Genomic DNA, 22,556 nt, shown 5'->3' on the forward strand with positions numbered 1-22,556 from the left:
TAATCCTCCAATACTTCGAGAAAAATGGATTGGTTGTTAATTGCTCATCAACGTCGTCGAATACTATCGTTACTTCTGACTGTCGTGCGAATAGGTTCTGCCGCATTCGCAATCCTAAAAATTTTATTTTTATGTAGTATATCGGACAGCAAGTTTACATTATATAGATATATTTATATTTTTTATACTTAATTGTAATTAATTTCACAAAAAAACCTTGATTCGGGCACGACCAACCGTGACCCAAACCAAGGTTTAATTTATTTTATCCCGTTATTTATTCGTAATAATAACCGTTTGGGACGAAGGCTCCCACTTCACTTCCGCCCCCAGCGCCTCGCCGATGAAACGGACTGGGACCATCGTATGTCCGTTCACGATCTGCGCCGGCACTTCCAGCGTTTTGGCCGAACCGCCGACCGTGACATGTTTATCGCCGATTTTCAAATATACCGTCGTCGTCCCTTTCTTGGCGGTCACGGACTGCTCCTTTTCGTTCCAGTCGATCGTGGCGCCCAGCTTTTCAAAAATCGCCCTTAGCGGCACAAGCGTGCTGCCTTCGACGATAACCGGTGGTTGCTCGAAGCTTTGCGCGGCACCGTCAATGGTTACCTTAATGGCGTCGATGCCGCCTGTGGACGCTTCGAAACTGAACGTATCGCTGCCGAATACTGGCGTGAAATCAACTGACGTTACGATACTCTCGCTGCCTCCGCCACGCGGATCGGTTGTGGTTTCTTTCAGCAATATGCCTGTTTCTTTGTCGAACCATTGCTCTCTGGCCGGGACGACCCCGTTATCCACTCTCTCGATCCCTTGGGCATCCGTGAATTTTCGATTTAATGGCTTGCTTGCACCCGACAGGTGATAGGCGGCCCGGCCAAGGAACGTTTCTTCTCCTTTAAAAACCGGAGCTTCGTTATCTTCTAACAGTGACTTAAGTTTTTGCTTGGACATCCTGGAGAAGCCCTCCCATTCCATCCCCTTCAACTTTACTCCGCTTGTTTTCCCTTCCGTGATGAAAACTCCGTCGTCTCCGTTGATGATCGAAGTGCTCATCGTTTTGCCGCTTCCGTCATAGTTGACTTCCGATCGGTACCGGGCATTCGGCACATCCTCCCATTGCTTGTATGACACAACCTTGCTCGTTCCATTTTCGAACGTGGACGTCTGCTTCCATTCCAAATAAAACGGGCTCGGCTTCTTCCCTTCGATTTCCTTGGCGACCTGCTCAAGGGTCAATGCGCCGGTTCCGGCTCCTGCCGGGGCAGCCGTCGCTCCGTTAAGAGGCAGCGCCATGGCAAGCAATGCGAGACCTAGTCCTGCGGACATCCATTTTCGTTTGTTCAACATCATCCTATCCTCCATCTTTCCATATAAGGGATTGCGGCGGTGCTGAGTTTTCGCCCCGAATCATCGCCGCTTGGGCCGGACGAAAACACCTCCTTATCTTAAGGCGAAACAAAATCGAATTCGGTTCACCCATGAACCGAGTCGTCGGTTCGTTCGCCTATAAGGTGTACGACCCAAAAAGAGGAGGAGCAAACCACAATGAAAAAAACAACCATTGCCGTATTAAGCGCAGCCGTATTATTAGGAGGACTCGCACCGCTGGCCGTTCGGGCCGATGCAACTGCCATTTCTGCAAACCAAACCGCCGCAGTGCCGGTTGCCACTCAAGACGCAGAAACCTTCAATTTGAACCCGGCCATCCAAAAGCAGTACGGCGGGGCCACGCTCACGTTAAAGTCGCTGTCGGCCTCTCCGGAGACGACCGAATTTGTCTTGGCCCGCCACGTCCCGAATGGGATTGCGAAAGAAGTCGATGAACAGCTCATGAAAATGAGTTATTTGGTCACGGACGACAATGGATGGATTTACGAATACCAAAAGGCTAAAGAGCAATTCCAAGAACAGCCGGATGGCTCTTTCGTGCCCCACTATACCGAAAATGTGAAGCCATTGCAGGGCAAGCCCAAGGAGCTGACCATTCGGCCGTATGTAGGAGGCTGGTACGACGATACAAGCACGATGTTTTCGGATAAAGCAAATGTGACCGCGCCATTGACCGGTCAGTATCCGCTAACGCTCGATCAAGGCAAAATCGGCAGCATGTCGGTAACCGGCGTGGACTTCGGCAAGGATAAAACTATTCTGAAACTGGCGATCGCCGGAGAAACGGCATCCGTTCAGAAGACGGGTACTTGGCTTGTACAAAACGGGAAGCAGCTTGATGTGATTCGCACGGAATTGGTTGGCGTAGAGGACGGCGTCTACCAGTACGAACTGGAATTTCCGGCCGTGGACCCGACAGCCCAGCTTGAGGTGCTGACCAAGCGCATGACCCCTGTGACGTTCCTGAAAGAGCTGGAGATGAAAGTTCAGCTTCCGCAATAACGACAACAACCCGCGAGGAGTTACGCTCCACGCGGGTTATTTTTTTGCTACAATCCTTTGCCTACCGGCTGTATCGTTCTCAATACTTGTGCAGCGACCTTCGGGCTGATCGCGGACGCGATGACCCATTCCGCCAACTGTTGGGCGGCCAGGCAGCCGGCAGCGGTCGCGATTCTTCCGTCGCTGACGAAATCTTGGGCGACCACCTTCACGTTCATCTTCTCCAGCATTTTCCTGCGGGTCGGATACGTCGTCGCTTCTTTACCATCCAACAAGCCTAACGCCGCCAAAATGAGCGCCCCCGAGCACATCGAACCGATCCACTGCCTGTCCGGAGCCAGCTTGAGGCGGGCCATATACTCTGTGTCTTGAATCAGCTCCGGGACCAGCACGCCGCTTGTAAACAGAACCGCGTCCATCTCCTGCAGTTCGTCGATCGTCCCCATCGTCTGGATCGGGAGCCCGGCATCGGACACGTGCGTATCCTTGGTCCCTACGATCTTCACCTGCCAATCCTCCACGCCCGCGACGGAACGGACACGATTCAACAAGTCCCACGGCAGAAACAAATCCAGATCGGTAAACCGATCAAAAATAACCAAGGCAATTTTCATCTGAAGCTTCCCTTCCCCTCATAAATTAAATATATCTCATCGTTTCGACTGACGCCAGAGCAAGTAAAGAAAATAAGGGCCGCCGACTGCCGAAACGACCAATCCGGCGGGAACTTCCACCGGTGGCACAAGTCCTCGGCCGAGCGCGTCCGCGACGAGAACGAGCAGCCCGCCGAGGAGAGCCGCCGTGGGGATCAAGATGCGGTGACGTCCCCCGACAAGCTGCCTGGCGGCATGCGGCACGATCAGCCCGACGAACCCGATCGTGCCCACCACGGCTACGGCCGAACCGGTCAGCGCGACGGCCAGCGCCAGCAGAGACGCCCGCAGAAGCTCGACTTTGACGCCGAGTCCAAGGGCGACCGGGTCGCCGAGACGGATCACGTCCAGATGAACGGCCAGCAGCCAGACGAGCGGTATGAGAAGCAGCGTCCAAGGCAGCACTTGCAGCACCTGGTCCCATGACCTGCCCCACAAGCTTCCGCTGAGCCAGATGAGCGCCGTGTTCACGTTGGGCGTCGCCCGCGACACTAGCAGGTGAATGCCCGAGGAGCAAAACGCGCTGACGGCCACCCCCACGAGCGCCAGCCGGACGGGAGCGACGCCTCTGCGATAAGCGAGCAAATACACGGCGAATGCGGCAGCGATACCGCCGCCGAAGGCCGCTGCCATGAGCGCCGAGGGCGCTGACAGCGGAAACAGCAGCGTCACGGTGACCGCAGCCAGCCCCGCGCCTCCCGTAATGCCGAGCGTATCGGGAGCGGCGAGCGGATTGCGCATGACGCCTTGGGCGATGACGCCCGCGACGGCCAGACCGGCACCGGCCAGCAGCGCCAGCGCAATGCGGGGCAGTCGGTAATCGAAAATAATCGAAGCCGTGTTCGGGTCGCCTTGGCCGACGAGCGACGCCAGGATCGGCCCGATTCCGAGCTTCGTATCCCCGATGCCGATATTGGCTATGGAGCAAAGCAGGGTCGCGAGCGCCAGCAGGCCGAGAACACCGGCGTTTCGCCGTCTGCCTGCCGCAACAGGAGCATGCTGTCGGTTCATTCGCCGTTCCCCTCCTTGCGCCTGCGGCGGGCCAAATAAATAAAGTACGGCGTGCCGATCAGCGCCGTGACGACGCCCACCGGCGTCTCATACGGAAACAGCACGAAGCGGGAGGCAAGGTCCGCGAGCAGCAGCAGCACCGCCCCTAGCAAGGCAGACAGCGGGATCACCGCCCGATAGTCCGCGCCGGTCAAATAACGCACGATATGCGGCACCATCAGCCCGACAAAACCGATCGGACCGGCGACGGCTACGGACACGCCGGCCAGCAAGATGACAACGAGCGTGATCAAGCTCCGGGTCTTCCATACGCTTTGGCCCAGTCCCCGGGCCATATCTTCGCCCAAGCTGAGGATGGAGGCCGAGCGCCCGAGCGCGAAGGCAGCGGCAAGCGCGGGAATGCCCCACCAGAGGAGCGTTTGGACATGCTCCCATTTTCTCCCCGAAACCGATCCTGCGAGCCAGAACAGCACGCTATCGGTTTTCGTTTCGTTGAAAATCAGCAGCGCCTGCGTCGCCGCCGACAGGATCGCTTGGATGGCCACTCCCGTCAGGGCCAGGTTAACCTCCATATGAGCTCCTTTGAAGACGGAAGCCATCGCGAAGACGACGACCGCCGCTGCGGCTCCCCCTACGAAAGCAGCAGCCACCGTATATCCGCCCGTCACAAACGGATACGTGACGGTCACAAAGACGACCGCCACCGATGCCCCGGCGTTGATCCCGAAGATACCCGGAGAAGCGAGCGGATTGCGCGTCACGGCTTGCATCAATGCACCCGCAACGGCTAAATTCGCCCCGGCGAGCGCCGTGATAACCGTGCGGGGAATCCGGATGTTCCGGATAATACTGTGCGTCCGCGACCCGTCCTCGTGAAGCAGCGCGGTCAGAACGGACGATATCGGCATCGACGTCGAGCCTACGGCAACGGACAGCAAGAGCGCTACCGTCAGCAGCACGAAACCGGCCGCAGCCACCAGAGCGATCCGGGCCGCGCGCCTCCGGGTCGCTTTTGTTTCCGTGAGCGGCTGTACGGAATAATCCACTAGTACCCGACCCCTTCGCTATCGAATATGCCGAACTTAAGCCAGAACGTTGAGGCCGAGATCATTTGGCTGCGAATAGCAGCTTATCCGCCTGGTCGATCATCACATTCGCTCCCTGCACACTGCGGCGAAGCGACCAGGCATACCGGTCCACCTCGTATATTTGCTTGTTTTTCACCGCCTTGAGGTCTTTCCACAGCGGATCTTTCTCGATCGGCCGGCCGCCCTCTTTGTCACGCTTGTCACTCTCGGCGGACATCAGTACGATCGTGTCGGGATCGATTTCGAGAAGCTGCTCTAACGTCAAATTTGCGTTCGTCGAGGTAGACGCATATTTCGAAGCATCCTTCAAAGCATACGTATACCCGAACTGCATCAGCAGCTGCGAGGTGAAAAATTCCGGACTGCGCACCGCGATTTCGTTGTTCGTATTGCCGATGAGCAGCACGCTCGGCTTCCCTTGCGGCGCTTTGGCCTGCAGCGCTTTGAGCTTGGTCTTATGAGCTTCGATCACCTTCTCCATCTCGCTTCGTTTCCCGACCGCCTCGGCAACCGTAAGCGCCGTCTTGAGCGTATCGTCGTAATCCGCGTTCAAGTTTTTCAAGGCGATCGTCGGCGCGATTTTGGACAATTCCGCATATACGTTTTTATGCCGGTCCGTGTCCGCGACAATCAGATCGGGCTGCAGCATTTTGATCTTCTCCAGGCTGGGCTGCGCACGGGTGCCTACCGGGGTGTAGCCCTCGATTTTTTTCAGCACCTCGGCAGCAATCAGGTTCGGTTTATTGTCGTCGGCGACGCCGGTCGGCTTCACGCCGACATCCAGCAGCGCGTCAATGAAGCCCAGCTCCAATACGACAATCTTCTGCGGGGAACCTGGTACCAGCGTTTCACCAAGGTCATGCTTGATGGTTAGAGCGGCAGCGGAGCCTGCGTTTTTCATCTCGGTTGATGCGGATTTCGTCTCCGTCGAAGCCGGTTTGGCTTCGGCCGACTTGTCCGGCGTGCCTTCTTGGGAGCAGCCGAACAGCAAGGTGCTGATCAAGGTGATAACAGCCAGCAGAAACAGAGGCTTAAGAAGTTTCATGTTATGTATCCCCTTTGCGTAGGTATGATCTTCCGGTCGGCACTCATTATAACAAAACACCTCCTCGGCGACAATGATAATCATTATCATACGAATTTCCGTAACGTTTTCTCCCCGCACTTCGTGCTCGCTGTGGTCTGGAAATTTTTTCTAAAAAGGGTTTCCCCCGCCAATGCCGAATAGTTGTAAGAGAGGAAGTCCGCACCCCTAACATACATTTAGTAAGGAGGTATTTCCCTTGAATTCAACCGCCCGCCTGGGCAAATCTCTGATGCTCCTATCCTTGGCGCTGATGCTCTGGTGTATCGGTCTTACAATTCCCGTACCCCACGCCCAAGCGTCCTCCTATTCCTACGAGGCGGCTCCCAAAGGAACCGTCGGCGTCACCAAGCCGAATCTTACGTTTTATTTCGATACCGATTTGGCCTTTGCGCCCTCGTCTTACACCATGACGCTGAACGGGCAGAGCGTGCCTGTCAGTTACGACCATGACAAAGGGACGTTCAACTATACGCCCGACAAAGATCTTGCGCCCGGAAATTACACCGTGCAAATGTCGATCACCTATCCGGGCTATAAGCCTATCGAGCAATCGTGGTCGTTTACCGTCGCGAAAGGCGCGATCAGCCGCTTCGAGGCTCCGTCCCCGGAGGATCTGGCCGGTCTCGCCGCCATTAACGACTACCGGGTGCTGTACGGACTTCCCCAGCTTCAAATGAACGACCGGCTTCTCGCAATGGCGAAGGCGCACGCGAAATATTTGGATGCGAACAAAATCGCCCAAAGCGAAAAAAGCACGGAGAGCTTGCATGCTCAGAACCCGAACAAAGCCGGATTTTTCGGCCAATCGCCGCTGGAGCGCGCCGCTTATTACGGGTATTCGACCAAGCTCGGAGAAGACGCCGCATATCACGTAGGATCGATCAGCGAGACGGTCGACGTGCTGTTCGACGCGCCGTACCACCGTTCCCCATTCTTGAACCCGGATGCCAAAGAAGTCGGTATTGCCAAAGTTGGGGATTACACGATCATCGAATTCGGCTTCGGATCAAGCGAAAACTCGCCGATCGTCGTCTCGCCGGCGGAAGGGGAGCGGTATGTGCCAACGTCCTTTGACGGGAACGAAGCCCCGGACCCGCTGCGTATGCATACGAGCGGCAATTACCCTGTCGGCTACCCGATCATGGCCCAATATTTCGGCGAGAATGTGGACAAAATCAAGCTGCTGAGCGCCGAATTGACCGACAATGCGAAGCAAAAGGTCGACTTGTTCGCGAATTCGCCCGAAAACGACGACAAACTGACAAATGCCATCATTCTGCTGCCGCGCAAGCCGCTGCAGGCGGATCAGACTTATCTCGTCAAGCTGAGCCTGCAGGTGACCAAAAAAGACGGCACCACGACGACCGAATCGAAAGAATGGAATTTCACGACGGAACCGCTGCCGCAGCTCGGAAAAACGAAGCTGCACCGGAATGCGTCCGATTACCTCAAGCAAGCGGTCACCGTCCTGCCGATTCAGCGTAAAGCCAGCTTCGGACTGGATGACAGCAACTACTCGGTCGACGGCGTCTCCTTCCCGATGCAGCGGACGCCGGTCATCGTCGACGGCTCCTCGTACTTGTATATCCGCGATCTGGCCGCGGCGCTCGGAGCGAACGTGGAATGGGACGAGCAGCAGCGCGCGGCCGTATATACGAAAGGAACGCTCAAGGTCACGCTTCACACGACGAAAAACGCGTACGAAGTGAACGGCGACCTGCGGCAAACCGATACGCCTGCCCGGCTGGTCGGCGACAACACGATGGTCCCGGTCCGCCTCCTGGCCGAAGTGCTGGGGGCCAAGGTAGATTACGCCGAAGCCACGCGAACGGTCATGATTACTTACTGATGGGGCCCGGACCCATTCATGCAAAAGGCACCGCATCCTGCCAAAACAGGAGCGGTGCCTTTTTTCATACGCTGTCTATTCGTCTTCGTCTCCTTCTCCGCCATCCCCTCCACCGTCATCGTCATCGGAGGCGCCGGAACTGCGGAAAGATCCGGAAGAGCCGGAGGAACCGAAGAAGCCCGAGCTTGAGCTCGAAGCGCTTGCCCGGCGTGCCGCCGCTGCTCTTTGTTCTTCTTCAATTTCCCGCTGATACAGTCGTTTCATCTCGCTTATAATTTTATTCATATCATGACATTCGTGGACAGCCTCGATGTAGCGGCCTCCGGCAATGAGACCTTCTACGCGCTGAATAACGGATGTATGAGGAGCGTCGAACCTTCGAACCTCGATTCTGGATCTTACCTTGGCGCGTGCGGAGCGGTAGCTCGATTGCGCTTGATTAAGCGCTCTCTCCGCCTGCCGCTTCTGCTCCAGCCTCTGCTTGACGGTTCCGACAAACTCGTTGACGAGATCGGTTAAACGGACAACGTGCTGCTCAATCGCTCCGAGACGATAAGGTGGGACGAACAGCCGCTGATTCAGCTCGTTATTTAACGATTCCGCTCTTGCAAGCACCATGTCGACCTGGTCCGCCACAAGGAAGCGCAGATTGTTTTGCTTCACCTGCTTCACTGCCATGTCAAGCGCCGACCACGCCTGCTCCTGCTTGCTTTTCAGGCTGCCGTAGACCCGGTCCAACTGCTCGATGGCGCTGCGGCATTGCCGCTGCGTCTCCTCGGCCTCGCGCAGCCGTGCAAGCATGTCGTCCAAGGAGCTTCTGGCGGTATCGTAATCCTGGTGCTCGTCGTCGGATTGCCGTTTCACCTCGGGCAACTGTTGTTCCATCTGCTTCACATGCCGATCGATTGTTCCGTAACGACTCCACATGTCCTGCCAATGCTCTTGAGCATAGCATTGACGCGTTCTCGCAAGCGCCGGCGCGAGCGCCGCGTCCGTTGTTCGGTAGTCCCACAGCTTCTTCTGCACTTGCTGAATGTCTTTCGGATTCTGCCGTCGGAACGTCGCATGCCGCTGCGTCATCTCGACCGCGGCCTTTAAAAGGCCGCCGACTTGCGCGTCAGTAGTTCTAACCTGTTCAAGGCTGCTGACCTTGAGATTTTCCAGCATGTCCTCCGACAGCCTCCGGGCCTCGGCAAGGCTCCCGTAAGGATCGATATGAAGCAGATTCAGACGATGCTCTTCCACAAGCTTCTTCACTTTCGCCTCAGCTTGGTCCAACCGGCCCGGAAAAGCCCGGTATTCGCTCAAATAGACGTCAATGTCCTTCATATCCCGGCTGATGCTTTGCAGCCGGGCTTCGGCTTGCGACGCGATCCGCTGCGCTCCGACCGGGTCGAGCCGCGCCGCATCGGTCGCTTGCTGCAGCTCCCGCCGGAGCCGCTCCAGCTCTTCGTACGTTTGGTTCAGTGGAAACGCAAGCTCCTCCGTCCGGCTCTTCGCCTCGGCTTCTACGGCGGCACGCTGATCGACAAGCCGCTGAAGCCGCGGCGACAGGGCCTGAGCCGCTTCCAGAACGCGGCGGACCTCGGCATGAACCTCCTTGAAGGACGTCCTCAACCGCTTGAGTTCGCCCTTCGAATCACGGATAAACCGCGAGAGCTTGATGAAGCGGAGAAAGAAAATTTTCGTTTCCATCAACACAGTCAACCGCCGGCTGACAGCCACCGTCAGGTTCGCCAGCCGCTCGTCCGCCTGCTTCACGATGGACTCGGTGCTTCCCTCTGCATTCCCTTCGTAAGGTCTTAACTCCTCGGCTGCGCTCATCACGTTCACCAGCAGCCGCTGCGCCCTGCGGCGAAGCCAGCTGACCCTCAGCTTGTAGACGATTCCGCAGCCGAGCACGACAAGCAAAACCGGTACCGTACCCAGCACCAGGAAGAACGTGCTGGCGGAGATGGTCATCTTCCCCGACTGCGGGGCATCTGCCGGAGCAGGAACCGCAGCCGGCAGCTCCTGCGCCTTCTCTGCAGGCGGCTGTACCGCCGGAGCCGGGTCGGCCGGAACGTTCTCCGATGGCACACCGCCTACAGGAGCCGGGTCGGCCAGTGCGTTCTGGTGAATCAGCAAGCCTAGCATCAATAGGACGCCGAGCAGTATTTTTTTCATCCTTCCACCTCGTCCGCATCGGTGTTATAGGAAGATTATACTAGAAACGGAGGCAGGCCAACATCCTTTTTTGTCGGATTATGGTACCCGTAATTCACTTGCAAGCAACAAAAAAAAGGCGCCCGAAGGCACCTTGTCTTCATACCAGCTTCCCACTCATCCCTTGCCCGAGCGTTCGTCCACGTTCACATCAAGAATGTCCAGCAGGAAGACGAACACCGGAATCCCGATAATGAGCCCCCATACCCCGAAATAGTGCTCGGAGAAGATGAGGATGATGAACGTGTAGAACATCGGCAGATTCGTTTTGGACGACATCAGCTTCGGGTTCAGGAAGTACCCTTCCAGGAAATGCAGGACGGTAATCATCACGATCACATAGACGACCATCAGCAAGCCGCCGAGCGTATAGCCGATAATGCAGAGCGGAATAAGCGAAATAATAACCCCCGCCACCGGGATCAAGCTAAGCAGGAACACCATGATCGACAGCGCGAATAAATACGGATACCCCAGTATCCATAACCCAATCGCAGTAAAAATCGTATTGAACACGGCGATCAACAGCTGCGCTTCGATCACCTTGCCGAAGGAAAGCACGAACTTCCGGCCGAAATACTCCAGCTCGTTATAGAGCCAAGCGATTTTGCTCGTTTTAAATTTAGAGGTGAACCGGACGATGCGGTTCTTTTCCAGGATGAAGAAGAGGCTGAGCAGCAGCGCGAAAATAAACGTCGTTCCCCAGTTGCTGATCTTGAGCACATACTCGAAGCCTTGCTTCACATACGATTGCAGGTTCAATTCCTTCAAGACGCCCGCGATCCATCTGGACAGCTCGTCATCCGGCTGGGGCGAGTTCATCAGTGTAAACACGACGTCGTACAGCTGTTTGATTTGGACGATAACCTTGGGCAGATTGTAAGCAATCGCCCAGCCCAACAGGCCGCAAATGATCAAATACAGCAAGATCACGACGGTCTTGCTGTTGATCCGGATGAAACGGTTCAACTGCGCCGTGACATACCCTTGCAGACGGTACATGATGAAGGTGAACAGGAAGGTCAGCAGCACCAAATTCAGCATATCCCGAATTTGGAACAGCAAAAAGCAAACTATGAGCAATATGGCGAATCTTCTTACCGTCAGGTTGGTAAACATCGTTTTAAGCCATTCCATACATTTAATCTCCTGTTCCGCCGGAATAAGGAATAAAACTTCCCATGCAGTATACGAAGCAAAGGGAACGAAAGTTTCAGGGAAACGCGCCCGATTGACATAAATAGTTCAAAAGGCAAAAAGAGACAGCATGGGAACGTGTCCCGCTATAAGACCCCGCTGCCTGCCAATGTGAGGATCGCCTTTTTCAAACGCTTCATTAGCTTTTATCGTCCTTTTTTCGTTTTTTATTCAGTTTTGTTGTTTATTCTGCCCCCTGCTGCTGCTTCGTTGACTGGAATGCGGCATCGATCCGGCCCCGGAGCCCGCTCCAGAACTCGCCGATATTCCGCTTCGGATCGCCGACGATACTCTCGCCTTTTTTGCCGGGATGGTAGATAACGTCCTTGTTCCGATTGATCTCCTCCAGGTAATCCTGCACAATCTGCGCCGTTTTCGTATCCGGGTGCTGCTTCACCAGTTGCTCGTAGCTGCGCTTGACCGCCGGAAGCAGCTTCATCGTGCTTTCATCGATGGCATCGTACCGGTATCCGTGAATGTACTGCTCCATATAATCGACATACAGCGCTTTGATTTCGGTCCTTCGATGGCCGGAGGGATAGCTCGTCAAGTAGTTCTCCGCTTGCAGCATGCGATCGGCAAGCTCGCTACGTCCGATCAGCAGACGTCCGTCGTCGAAGAACGTCTTGTTCGATTCCGCCGCCCGGATGGCGAGGTAAGCCTTCACATCATCGGACGCGAAGGAAGCGTACGCTTTCTTCAAAGCCTCATAGTCAATTTTCCAATAAAAATCGCCTTCCCCGCTCATGTCCAGCGCGAGCTTCCCTTCGGTTTGCCACAGGAGCCACTGCTTCAGAGTATCGTCGTTTTGGATTTTATTGAAATCGAGAGGAAACCCGAGCTCGCGCAGCTTCTCGGCCGTTCCCGGCTGCTCCAGCATCCGCTTGAAATTGGCGTTCACGCCCGGCAGCAGCTGATCGTAATACTGCTCGAGCCGCAGCAGCATCCTGTCCGCCGTCTTCACGTCGGCCTTCTGCAAGTTGGCGTCCAGAAACGCTGTGATTTCCCGGGCTTCCTTCGCTCCCGAAGCGGTCATGTCCAGTTGCTTCAGCAGGTCCTTGCCGCGAACCGGTTCCGAACCGGGCGTCCCCGGCTGCGGAGAAGTCGTCTGCCCTTGCGGCTCCTTCACGGTCAACGAGTTGTCGCCGCTTCCGCACCCTGTCATGATCGTCACGACAAGCAGCGCCAGAACAGCCATCCTTCCAGCACGTTTCATCATCTGCACTCCACCTCATGTTGTTTTCTCTACGATTTCAAATGATACACCGCGGTAAAAGCGTCTTCGCCGGACTTAATTTGCGCATCATGACGTCGAGCACCAACGCATGCGGGCGGCACGTCTCCGTCTTGCGGAGCGCCACCTCCTCCCGGCCCGTTTTACAAAAAAGAGAAGCCCGAACGACGCACAATCGGGCTCCTCTTCCATACATGATGATAGTACTTAAATGATAGCATTCCGGACTTCCACTTTCAACTGTTTCGGGGCGCGCCCCACACCGGTCAAATATGCTTCCCGTGCTTGCGCAAATACCGCTCGATATCGTTGTACATCCCGCCCTGATTGGCGTATTTGACGTAGTTTTTGGCCGTCCGCAGCCAGTCCAGCGTCGATGGCTGTACCTCCGCCAGCGCTTCCTCCATGTCCCGCATCCGGAGCGGACGCTCGACGCCGGTTTCGAGAATTTCCATCAGCACCCGCTCCACCGCACGCTCGCAAACGTTCGCGATGTCCGCGCCGGAGAAAAATTCCGTCGCTTTCGCCAGCTTGGCCGTGTCCAGCTTCTCGGCATACCGCTCATGCATCTGCAGCGCGAAAATGTGCTCCCGCGCCTCCACATCGGGAGGCTCGACAAAGACAAGACGGTCAAACCGGCCGGGGCGTTTCAGCGCATTGTCCACGTCCCACGGCATATTGGTTGCGCCGATGATCAGCAGGTGGTCCGTATCGCTGTCGATGCCGTCCATCTCGTGCAGAAACGTATCGACCAAGCCTCTCGTGAGCGAGGACGACTTGGAACGGTTGAAGCCGATCGCGTCGACTTCGTCGAAAAACATGACGCTGGGCCGCTGCGCCCGCGCTTTATCGAACATTTCCTTCAGATTGCGTTCGCTTATCCCGATGTACGGGTCCAAAATATCCGTAATGTGCACCGTAATAAACTTCGCCCGGCATTCTCCCGCGGTCGCCCGGGCCATATAGGTCTTCCCGCAGCCGGGCGGTCCGTACAGCAGCACGCCGCCCCCCGTCTTCTTCCGAAACTTGGCGAACAAGCCCTGATTGAAAAACGGGCTGATGATCTTCATCTGGATCGTTTTCTTCAAGTCCTTGAGGCCCGCCACGTGCTCGAACGTAATGACCGGAACGTCGGCTTTCCGCTCGGGAGCGGGTTCCTTGCCGCCGGCCACCACCTGCAGGCCCGGATGGACCTTCGGACGGAACGCCGTCGACTGCCTGCCCGGAACGCTGGGGAAATTCGCCTCGTCTTCATCCGGCCCGTCTTCCTCCGGCTTCGGCTCCCCGAACAGCTCGTCCTGCCAGTCCGCACGCTCCTCGGGCAGGTCCCCGCACTCCGCGGCTTCCAGCCCCCGGTCGGGAAAGAGCTCCGTCACTTTGTCGCCGCCGGAAGTGTCCGGCCGGCTTTCGGTCCGGGACTCCGCCGGTGACGGAGCGCTTGCCGCAGCATCCGCCGGAGCGCTTGCCGCCGCGCTCTGCTGCAGCCGCGCCGTCACCTGGGACAACGCGGCGACGATTTCGCCGCGCAGGGCATCGTCCTGGGCATACGTCAAGCCCTTGGAGAACGCCTGAATCGCATCGAGCCAGCGTTCCGCGGCTTCGTACTCCTTGCCGAGCCAGAACCAGGTCTGTGCATCCTCCGGCTGCTTCTGTGTCATTTGCTCCAGCCAATTGATCTTGTCCATACGCTATCCTCGGATTCTCGTTAATAGTTTCGCCAGCGGCTTGGCCGTCCACGAATAGATCAAGTAAGTAAAATACAGAATGAGCAGCACGATCGTCGCCTGCTCCCATCCGAGCGCCCGGGTCCCCAGCATCGCGCCGAGACCGACCACGTAGACGACCATGGGGCCGCCGATTTTTTCGACCAGCCGAAGCGGGACGAGCACCGGATGCCGCCCCCAATCCAGCTCCTCCAGCAGCTCCGCAAGCTCCTTATTCGTCGGATCGAGCAGGAATGCTTGCCGGAAATGGTCGCGGGCGTCGGTCAGGCGGTCGCGATACAGGGCATCCAGCCCGAGATGCACCTCGATGGCGATCTGATCGCCCGACACCTGCATCAACCGCTCGAGCGATTGGATTTGCTGCAAGCGGCTGTCCTTCGTCAGCGCGAACATGTAGTGGGAACGTACCACATAATCGTCCTCCGGGTCCAGCTCAAGCGCCTTCCGCATCAATTGGTTCGCCTTGTCGTGATGCCCCGTCTCCCTCAAGAGCATCGCATAAGACGCATGAACCCGTGCGCTCTCGGGGTTATCGCTCAGCGCATCCAGATACGCCCGCTCCGCCTCCACCCAGCGCTTCGTCTTGGTGTAGACGTCTCCGAGCCATTCGAATACCGCTTCTTTATCGTAACCAAGCACCAGAGCTTCCTGCAGATTCTCCTCCGCTTCGCGGTAGCGCTCCAGAGAATAAAAGCAGACGCCGAGATAAAAATAATACCGCGCCTGGCCGGGATGATCAGCCAGTCCTTCCTTCACCAGCTCGATCACTTTGGCGTAGCGCCGCATGCCCAAATAATGGTCGATTTTCGAATCCAATGCCCTGCTTGCTCTTTCGTCCACGAACCGCAGCCCCCCAGCCTTAAAGTGCGATCAACAGTACGATCGAAACGATTTCGATCCCGGCGGAAATCAGGCACCATACGATGCCGCTTTTCTTGAGCGGCTCGCTCTCTCCGACGGTTAGCATATGCTGCCGGTACGGCTGGCGCAGCGCAAGATAGTACCCGCCGAACAGCAGCAGCTCCGCGGCCCGGGCGATATATTTTACATAAACGCGCTCCAGCTCGATCATGTGGTGAAAATAAGCGTAGTAAAACCCCATTTTGCCAAGATACAGCAGGGCTGCCACCAGGATGAAGCCCCGTAAGACGTTCGGATTCACATGCAGCCAGCGGCCGGTCCGGTTCGCCAGCACGGTAAGCGCAATGACGCCTCCGAAAAACGCGACATAGAACAAATTGCCGATATCGTAGGACTTGGTACGGCGTATCGTTTCCTGCGACAAGCTGGCTTCGTACAAACTCACTTTTAATGCCCCCATCGTTCGTTCTTGGTTACGTGTGTTTCTCTTACCAATATCGGCTGGCGGCTTGCAAAAATTTACCCGAATTTCGCAGGACCCCGCCGTCTGCGCTTACTCCGCTAACGCACGTGCCGCCAGCCGCTGCAGCGCGACATCGTCCATCGGAGGATTGTGCAGCCCGGCGCGGACGTCGCGGTACATCCGCTCCAGCGGCAGCTTGCGGGACAAGCTCGCGCCGCCTACGATGCGCATCGCGGCATCGACGATCCGGATCGCATGGTTCGTCGCGACGTACTTGACCAGCCCGAGCTCCGGCTTCAGCGCAGCCCGTCCGGCCTCATCCCGGTCCCACCGGTCGGCCATCGCATACAGCAGCGTGCGGGCTGTGATCAGGTCCGCCTCCATCTGGCCGATCTGCTGGCGGATATGGGGAAGCTCCGCGATCGGTCCGGGCAAGCTGTTCGGCCGGTAATCCCGGGCAAAGCCGATCGCAAAATCCCTTGCCGCATGAGCAATGCCGATATAGCATGCGGGAATATGCAGCAGCCAGCCGTCGCCGTCGTCGACACGCGGCCCGCCCAAGTCCGATCGGCCAAGCAGCTCATCCTCCGGCACGAAAGCATGCTCCAGCACGAGGTCGTGACTGCCTGTTGCCCGCATGCCGATCGTATCCCACGTCTCTTCCACCCGGATGCCGGGACCCCGCCGGACGAAAAAGACGCCGGTCGCGTCCTCCCCTTCGATTCCGGCCGTTGCCGTAAAATGGTTCAGCACCGGGCTCAAGGTGCTGTAGGTTTTACGTCCGCTCAGCAGCCAGCCGCCTTCGGTCCGGATCGCCGTCGTCTGCGGCTTCCCGCCCCGGCTCGGACTGCCGGTCGCCGGCTCCGTCCCGAAGTGGTTGATCATCGCTCCCTCGCGCACCACCTCGCCGCAAAATCGGGCGAACAAGGCTTCAGGCCAATACCGGGTGCAGCGGAAATGAAGCATCTGCCCGACATGCCAGCCGACCGCCAGCGCCGTCGAGCCGTCTCCGCGCGCCAAATGTTCCTGGGCCAGCACGAGCTCATAGAGCGAAATTCCGTCGCCCCCGTACTCCTGCGGCACGGTTAGCCGAAGGTAACCGCTTTGCCTCAGATCGGCGAAGTTATCAAACGGGAAGCTCCCTTCCCGGTCATGCTCCGGCGCCCGCTGCGCGAAGCGTGCCGCCAATCGGTCCGCCAACGCGGCAAGTTCAGCCTCACGCTCGCTGCGGATGAACATATCCGAAGGTTGATTTGGACTCATCTGATGCACACCCCTTTTTCAATACTATTCGCATGAGAATAATATGTTTTTGAACCGGGTTAGCCTACGACGAATTTTCCGAACATGCCAACCCGGTTTCTATTTTCAATTATATTATGGATTGATTTGGATGGCATAGCCGCGCGTTAAACTTTCTTGCCCGCATACGAGGAACGGGACGATTGCCATCCTTTGCGGGTACCGGACGCAAGGAGCGCATAGCCGAAGATGCCCGCGACGACGAGCAGCACGCCGATGCCGTGACGCCAAGTCACCTGCTCTTGCAGAATGAAGAACGACAGTACGATCGAAGTGACGGGAATGACCGCCGTGAACAGCCCGGAGACCGACCCCGGAACCTTCTTCATTCCGGCGTACCACAGGATGTACCCCAGCACGGTCACGACGACCGCATAATACAAAATGTACGACCACTCGCCGGCGGTCAGATGAAGCCCTTCCATCCGTACGACATCGTAAACCGCAAGCGGCAGAAACCACAGAAACCCGAGCGTGCACGAGATCGCCGACAGAAGAACCGGACTGTATTTGCCGGTGAGCCCCTTGCCGATGACCGCAAATAACGCTTCGCTCGCTACGGCGAGGAGGATCAGCAGATTGCCGATCCAGGCAGCCCCCGTCCCCGCCTCCGTCCCGACCGGTTCACCGATGTGCAGAACCACCACCCCGAGGACAGCGGCGGCGACGCCAAGCATGACCGGCGGCGTCAATCGTTCCTTAAGCAGGAGCGCCGAGAGCAGGGCGACGAATACCGGAGTCGTGCTGGTCATGACGCCGCTTTCCGCAGCGCCGGTATATTGCAGGCCGTACAGCAGGCAGACCGAAAACAGAAACGACCCGCAGAACGACATAAGCAGCATCCGGTATACTTCGCTTTTGACCCATACGGGCTTCTTTCCGTCCAAAATAAACCATAAGGCGATCAACAGGGCGGCGGCGATCCCGAAACGGAGAGCGGAAGCGACGAATACGGGGACGGATTGAACGAGCAGCTTTCCGGCGACGACCGAGCTTCCCACGGTCATCATCGATAAGGTCATGGCGGCATAAGCCGCCCAAGGCTTGGACATAGACATGGACGAGTTCCTCCTTCTGGTTCACGTGCGGATACTATACCATGCCCTACCCGCTGCGGTTAGAGCCACTGAGCCCCGAATCGGAGGGTACCACTGCGGCCCGCCCGGCGAAAAGTCCCTGTTTTCGTCCGGGAACGGACGAAAGGCCGCCCGTGGCAAATCTACTTGCCGGGACGGCCTCTTCGCTTATGCGCCATTTTTTTCTCTAACAAAGGTAATGAAGTCCACATTCACAGGCTCCGTGTCGGTCGCACTGAGCAAGGCGTTGATTTGGCCGCGGTGATACTGTCCATGCAGAGCCACGTGAGTCAAAATATCCCCGACCGAAGTGTCGAACACTTTGCCGGACTGATTGGTGTAACGGAGAACGCGGTCCCACTCGGCAGCGGTCAGGCCCGCCAAATAAGCGGTGTAATCTTCGTGATTCCTCTCGGCCATCCGGCCGCAGAAGTCCAGATCGGCTTCGGGCCAGACCGTCAGCGCCGAGCTGTCCTTGCCCTGCAGCCGGGTCAGCCAAATCCGCTCCGCCTGCAAGATATGGGCGAAAAGCCCAACCGCCTTCGGATGGCTGCCGGCCTCCCCGCTTCTCAATCGTTCCAAGATCCGAAGGTTGGCCCAGTTCAAATGCTCGAACAGCTTTGGACTGTTTTGCATAAGTCCCACCTCTTATTCGAAATTAGAGTTCCTGCCCTGCCGACCCGCTCAATGCGCGGTAACCGGCTGCGGGGCTTCCTTGCGCGCCGGGTACGGATAAGGCTCCGGCGGCTTGCCGTAAATCGTTTGCGAAGGGAATTTGTCCAGCGTGATCACATACGGATGATTGTACACGGTCCGCAGATGCTGCTCGGCGTTGACCTTCCCGTCCATCAGAAATTTGCCGTTCCACGTATTGAAATACATCCAGCCGACCTTATTTTTTTTGAGCTGGCGGGGGTCCGGGATCGGGCCGTTCTCCAGGTAGGCGACCAGCTTTTTGCCCCCGGTCATATTCACGAGCGTATCGTACACGCTCAGCAGCGGGCTGTAATCGCCGTCCTTTATATACCGGTCCACGCCGATGATATCGACCTTGTCGTCGCCGGGGTACCAATCCTTCGAATGGATCGTATCGGATGTCGTCCATACCCAAATCAGGTTATCCAGCCCATGGTAGCCGGTAAACCGGTCAAACATCAGGTTGTACAGCCGCTTCGCGGTTTCCGGCCCCTTGGCTCCCCACCAGAACCAGCCTCCCTCCGCCTCATGCAGCGGACGCCAGACGACCGGGATGCCCGCCTGCTTGAAGCGGAGTAGCTTCTCCGCCATCTCGTCGAGGTCCCGGAGCAGCATGCGGTTCTCTTCCGTGCCAGGGGTCACGGCTTTCGCCACGTCGAAGGTCGTCTTGGAAGCGAAAAACTCATGTCCCCCCATCGGCGCCGGCCAATGCCATTCCACAGAAACGATCCCGCCATACTTCGCCCACTCCAGCGCATTATCGCCAAAATCCGTTGCGGTGAACCCGGCCATGGCCGGCAGCTTCCCCGTGATGCGGTAAATATAGTCCAGCTCCTCGGAGGAGGTGCGCTGCTGGCCGGACAATATGTTTTTCCCGTAGCGGGATGTCATGTAGTCCATCAAAGCCTGCGCTTCGCGCGAGGGCTTCGGTGTAGCAAGCTTTGGCGTTACCTTGGGAATCGCGGGCCGCGGCTGCATCGCTCCGAGCCGGATGTAATCGACGTCGAAGTAGCCCCAGTAGGTGGAAATACGGATCTCATTCTCGCCTTCCTCCAACTGCACTTGACCGAAATCGATTTCCGTAAACGCTTCCGTCTGCGGAAACAACTTCTCCCCCGCCGTGCTGCCGTTCACTTCCACATAGTTCGTCTTATCGCCGAAGGGCGACGCGTATCCGATCTTGAGCGGGTAGAACCCGTCCGCCTCCACGTTCACCGTGAACCGTACGGCTTCCCCGGCGCGCTCGAAGCCCGTAACATAGCCCGTCCCCGAGAACCCGGGCCGCGTGGCGGCTATGACTGTCCCCTCCGTCCGGGCGTCCTCCGCCTCGTACAGCATGTCGGGAGACGCCGCGGCCGCTGCCCCGCTTTCTTTGCCGGCTGCGCCATACCACAAGCTCAGCGCCAGCACGGCGGCGATACTGATTTTGCCCGCACACGGAATTGCCGTCCATCGCATCTGGGACCCCTCCTGAACTTTCCATACTATGAGCTTAGCTTGGAAAAAGTCGGAGCGCAACGAAAAAAATAATCGTTCAATTCTAAAGTTTGATTAATTTTTTATTTATTGCACGCATGGCTATCATTTTGTTTCCTGGCGGCACCGATATAATAACCAGATGCTTTCGGCCACTGCCGCAAGACGACATAAATTGGGCTCGAACTTACAACCGGGAGGAACTTGCATGCTTAAAAAGTGGGTCAATACTTCAATCCGTATCAAACTAACCGTATTATTACTGGTGCTTTCTTTATTCCCCTTGCTGTGCAGCACCATCTTTTTGGCCAATTACTTGACAGCGGAAATTCAAAACGAGACCCGCGACAAAGAGAGAAGTCTGGCCTCATCCAATGTCGGATATATGGAATACTGGGTACGTAAACGGACGGAACTCGTTCAAGAGATGATCAAAAAAAATCCGGTGCTCAAATCGGGCAACGTCGAAGCGATCAAACCGGTGCTGAAGGTGTTCGGGGAAATCGACAGCGAGGTCGAATACTATTCCTACGTGGACGTCAACGGAGGCAGCTACAGCCCGGACGGCGGCGTCAGTCAAATCACCGACCGCGATTACTTCAAGCAGGCTCGTGAAACCAAGAAGCCTGCGATCAGCGACATGATCGTGAGCCGCAAATCCGGGAAGAACGTTATCATTTTGAACGTACCCATATTGAATGATAAGGACGAATTTACCGGGGCGATTTCCGCTGTGCTCAACTCCGAGATTTTGTCCGGACTGACGTCTAATATCAAATTCGGAAAAACCGGCTTCGGCTTCCTGGTGACATCCTACGGCACTGTCGTTACGTTCCCGGATGTGGAAGCCGTCGGCAAAAAAGTCGAAGAGGCGTTCACCGCAGAGCAAGCGGCGATGTTCCGGTCGGACATCTTGGCCAATGGGAGCGGTATGGTGACCTTCGTATCCTCGAACGGCGAAAATATCGCCGCATACGATACCGTGCCTTCTACGGGATGGAAAATCGTCACGGTCGCTCCGACCGCCGAAGTGTACGAAGGAATTGCCAAGTCCAAGCTGATCTCCTGGATTTTAATCGCCGTATTCGTGGTCATCAACACGCTCTTGGCGCTGCTCATCTCCAGAGCCAACACGAAGCCGATCGTGCTTCTATCCCAGCTTCTCGAGCGGATCGGGACGGGCGATTTCACAACAAGACTCCCGGTCAAGTCCAAGGATGAAATTGGGCAGCTGTCTCAGAACATGAATACGATGCTGAGTTCGATCGGAGGCATGGTCCAGCAAGCCCATGCGACCGCCGAGCATGTCGCGGCTTCCTCTGAGGAGCTGAACGCGATTGCGGATCAATCGGTCGAAACCTCGAATCACGTCGCCGGGGCGATTCAGCAAGTCGTCAACGGCTCGGAGGCGCAAGCGACAGGCGCAGAGCAGACATCGAAGGCGATGGAGGAAATGGCTGTCGGCGTGCAAAGAATCGCCGAATCCTCCTCCAACGTCTCGGAGCTGTCCTTCGCCTCGGCGCAGGAAGCGCGGGAAGGTAACCAGCTCGTCACTTCGGCGATTCGCCAAATGAAGTCGATTCAAGATTCGGTCGGACAGACGGCATCCGATTTGGCGGCGCTCAACGAGCTGTCCCAAAAAATCGGCAACATCGTCGAAGTCATCGCGGATATCTCGAATCAGACGCAGCTCTTGTCGCTCAATGCCTCCATCGAGGCGGCGCGCGCCGGGGAGCACGGCCGAGGCTTCGCCGTCGTCGCCAATGAGGTCAAGAAGCTGGCGGAGCAGGCGAAACAATCCGCCGACGATATCGCCGGCCTGGTGAAAGAGGTGCAGGGCTCGACCCGTGCGGCCGTGACCTCGATGAATCAAGGGGTTGCCGACGTCGGTCAAGGCTCCAAGCTGATTACCGAAGCCGGAGAGCTGTTCCAAAACATTTATGCGTCCGTACAAAGCATTTCGGAGCAAATTCAGGAAATTTCCGCCGCCTCCGAGCAGATGTCGGCCGGAACGGAGGAAGTCAGCGCTTCGATGACCGAGCTGGTCACCATCTCGCAAGCTTCCCTCCAGAACGCGCAGGAAATTTTAGCTGCTTCCCAGCAGCAGCTCGCTTCAATGGAGGAAATCTCGTCTTCCTCCAAATCGCTGAGCTCGATGTCGCAGGAGCTCAACGAAGAGCTGCTGAAGTTCAAGGTATAACTTCCGCTATAACGAGAAAGAGCACCGCCTCCAATCC

At 57.0% G+C, this 22,556-nt stretch carries 19 protein-coding genes; 3 read left to right on the forward strand and 16 right to left on the reverse strand.

All coding sequences use genetic code 11. The annotated features are described in order from the left end of the window. Positions 1-273 precede the first annotated feature (273 nt). Positions 274-1,356 carry a copper amine oxidase N-terminal domain-containing protein gene (locus QMG93_RS34345; RefSeq protein ID WP_281944403.1) on the reverse strand — a complete coding sequence of 361 codons (1,083 nt, stop codon included), beginning with the start codon at positions 1,354-1,356 and terminating at the stop codon, positions 274-276. Between the two features lie 195 nt (positions 1,357-1,551). Here QMG93_RS34345 and QMG93_RS34350 point away from each other — a divergent pair, with 195 nt between their 5' ends. Then, positions 1,552-2,397, forward strand: coding sequence for a DUF5643 domain-containing protein (locus QMG93_RS34350; RefSeq protein ID WP_281944404.1), 846 nt, complete (start codon positions 1,552-1,554; stop codon positions 2,395-2,397). A gap of 47 nt (positions 2,398-2,444) precedes the next feature. Here the strand turns inward: QMG93_RS34350 and QMG93_RS34355 are convergent, their stop codons facing one another. The 4 genes from QMG93_RS34355 to QMG93_RS34370 all read right to left on the reverse strand — a co-directional run bounded on the left by QMG93_RS34355 (position 2,445) and on the right by QMG93_RS34370 (position 6,194). After that, positions 2,445-3,011, reverse strand: coding sequence for a DJ-1/PfpI family protein (locus tag QMG93_RS34355; protein ID WP_127461576.1), 567 nt, complete (start codon positions 3,009-3,011; stop codon positions 2,445-2,447). 36 nt (positions 3,012-3,047) lie between these two features. Beyond that, positions 3,048-4,061, reverse strand: a complete 1,014-nt coding sequence (locus tag QMG93_RS34360) for a FecCD family ABC transporter permease (protein ID WP_281944405.1) — start codon at positions 4,059-4,061, stop codon at positions 3,048-3,050. Next, the gene (locus tag QMG93_RS34365) at positions 4,058-5,107 is read right to left on the reverse strand and encodes a FecCD family ABC transporter permease (protein ID WP_413789368.1); all 1,050 of its coding nucleotides are present in this window, start codon (positions 5,105-5,107) and stop codon (positions 4,058-4,060) included. Before QMG93_RS34365 ends, QMG93_RS34360 begins: the two co-directional genes overlap by 4 nt. 61 nt (positions 5,108-5,168) lie before the next feature. Further along, positions 5,169-6,194, reverse strand: a complete 1,026-nt coding sequence (locus QMG93_RS34370; RefSeq protein ID WP_281944406.1) for an ABC transporter substrate-binding protein — start codon at positions 6,192-6,194, stop codon at positions 5,169-5,171. 238 nt (positions 6,195-6,432) lie between these two features. Between QMG93_RS34370 and QMG93_RS34375 the strand changes: the two genes are divergently transcribed. Next, on the forward strand, positions 6,433-8,085 hold the full coding sequence (locus QMG93_RS34375) for a stalk domain-containing protein (protein WP_281944407.1): 1,653 nt from the start codon (positions 6,433-6,435) through the stop codon (positions 8,083-8,085). Between the two features lie 75 nt (positions 8,086-8,160). Here the strand turns inward: QMG93_RS34375 and QMG93_RS34380 are convergent, their stop codons facing one another. From QMG93_RS34380 to QMG93_RS34430, 11 genes are all read right to left on the reverse strand, one after another. Then, positions 8,161-10,251, reverse strand: coding sequence for a septation ring formation regulator EzrA (locus QMG93_RS34380; RefSeq protein ID WP_281944408.1), 2,091 nt, complete (start codon positions 10,249-10,251; stop codon positions 8,161-8,163). Between the two features lie 156 nt (positions 10,252-10,407). After that, positions 10,408-11,427, reverse strand: a complete 1,020-nt coding sequence (locus tag QMG93_RS34385) for an AI-2E family transporter (RefSeq protein ID WP_281944409.1) — start codon at positions 11,425-11,427, stop codon at positions 10,408-10,410. A gap of 244 nt (positions 11,428-11,671) precedes the next feature. After that, the gene (locus QMG93_RS34390) at positions 11,672-12,706 is read right to left on the reverse strand and encodes a hypothetical protein (RefSeq protein ID WP_281944410.1); all 1,035 of its coding nucleotides are present in this window, start codon (positions 12,704-12,706) and stop codon (positions 11,672-11,674) included. Between the two features lie 34 nt (positions 12,707-12,740). Then, complete coding sequence (locus tag QMG93_RS34395) at positions 12,741-12,896, reverse strand: hypothetical protein (RefSeq protein ID WP_281944411.1); 156 nt, start codon at positions 12,894-12,896, stop codon at positions 12,741-12,743. 91 nt (positions 12,897-12,987) lie between these two features. After that, on the reverse strand, positions 12,988-14,406 hold the full coding sequence (locus tag QMG93_RS34400; protein WP_281944412.1) for an ATP-binding protein: 1,419 nt from the start codon (positions 14,404-14,406) through the stop codon (positions 12,988-12,990). A 3-nt stretch (positions 14,407-14,409) separates the two neighbouring features. Beyond that, positions 14,410-15,285, reverse strand: a complete 876-nt coding sequence (locus QMG93_RS34405) for a tetratricopeptide repeat protein (RefSeq protein WP_216794394.1) — start codon at positions 15,283-15,285, stop codon at positions 14,410-14,412. Positions 15,286-15,304: 19 nt separating this feature from the next. After that, the gene (locus tag QMG93_RS34410; RefSeq protein WP_010493105.1) at positions 15,305-15,751 is read right to left on the reverse strand and encodes a hypothetical protein; all 447 of its coding nucleotides are present in this window, start codon (positions 15,749-15,751) and stop codon (positions 15,305-15,307) included. A gap of 108 nt (positions 15,752-15,859) precedes the next feature. Next, positions 15,860-17,032, reverse strand: a complete 1,173-nt coding sequence (locus tag QMG93_RS34415; protein WP_281944413.1) for an acyl-CoA dehydrogenase family protein — start codon at positions 17,030-17,032, stop codon at positions 15,860-15,862. 146 nt (positions 17,033-17,178) lie between these two features. Continuing rightward, positions 17,179-18,129: a DMT family transporter gene (locus tag QMG93_RS34420; RefSeq protein WP_281944414.1), complete on the reverse strand. Its 951-nt coding sequence runs from the start codon at positions 18,127-18,129 to the stop codon at positions 17,179-17,181. Positions 18,130-18,315: 186 nt separating this feature from the next. Beyond that, positions 18,316-18,783 carry a DinB family protein gene (locus QMG93_RS34425; RefSeq protein WP_281944415.1) on the reverse strand — a complete coding sequence of 156 codons (468 nt, stop codon included), beginning with the start codon at positions 18,781-18,783 and terminating at the stop codon, positions 18,316-18,318. Positions 18,784-18,831: 48 nt separating this feature from the next. After that, complete coding sequence (locus tag QMG93_RS34430; protein WP_281944416.1) at positions 18,832-20,301, reverse strand: glycosyl hydrolase; 1,470 nt, start codon at positions 20,299-20,301, stop codon at positions 18,832-18,834. Positions 20,302-20,527: 226 nt separating this feature from the next. Here QMG93_RS34430 and QMG93_RS34435 point away from each other — a divergent pair, with 226 nt between their 5' ends. Then, positions 20,528-22,519 carry a methyl-accepting chemotaxis protein gene (locus QMG93_RS34435; protein ID WP_281944417.1) on the forward strand — a complete coding sequence of 664 codons (1,992 nt, stop codon included), beginning with the start codon at positions 20,528-20,530 and terminating at the stop codon, positions 22,517-22,519. Positions 22,520-22,556: the final 37 nt, after the last annotated feature.

Origin of the sequence: Paenibacillus tyrphae (assembly GCF_027925525.1) — a bacterium.
Taxonomy (GTDB): Bacteria; Bacillota; Bacilli; order Paenibacillales; family NBRC-103111; genus Paenibacillus_G; species Paenibacillus_G tyrfis_B.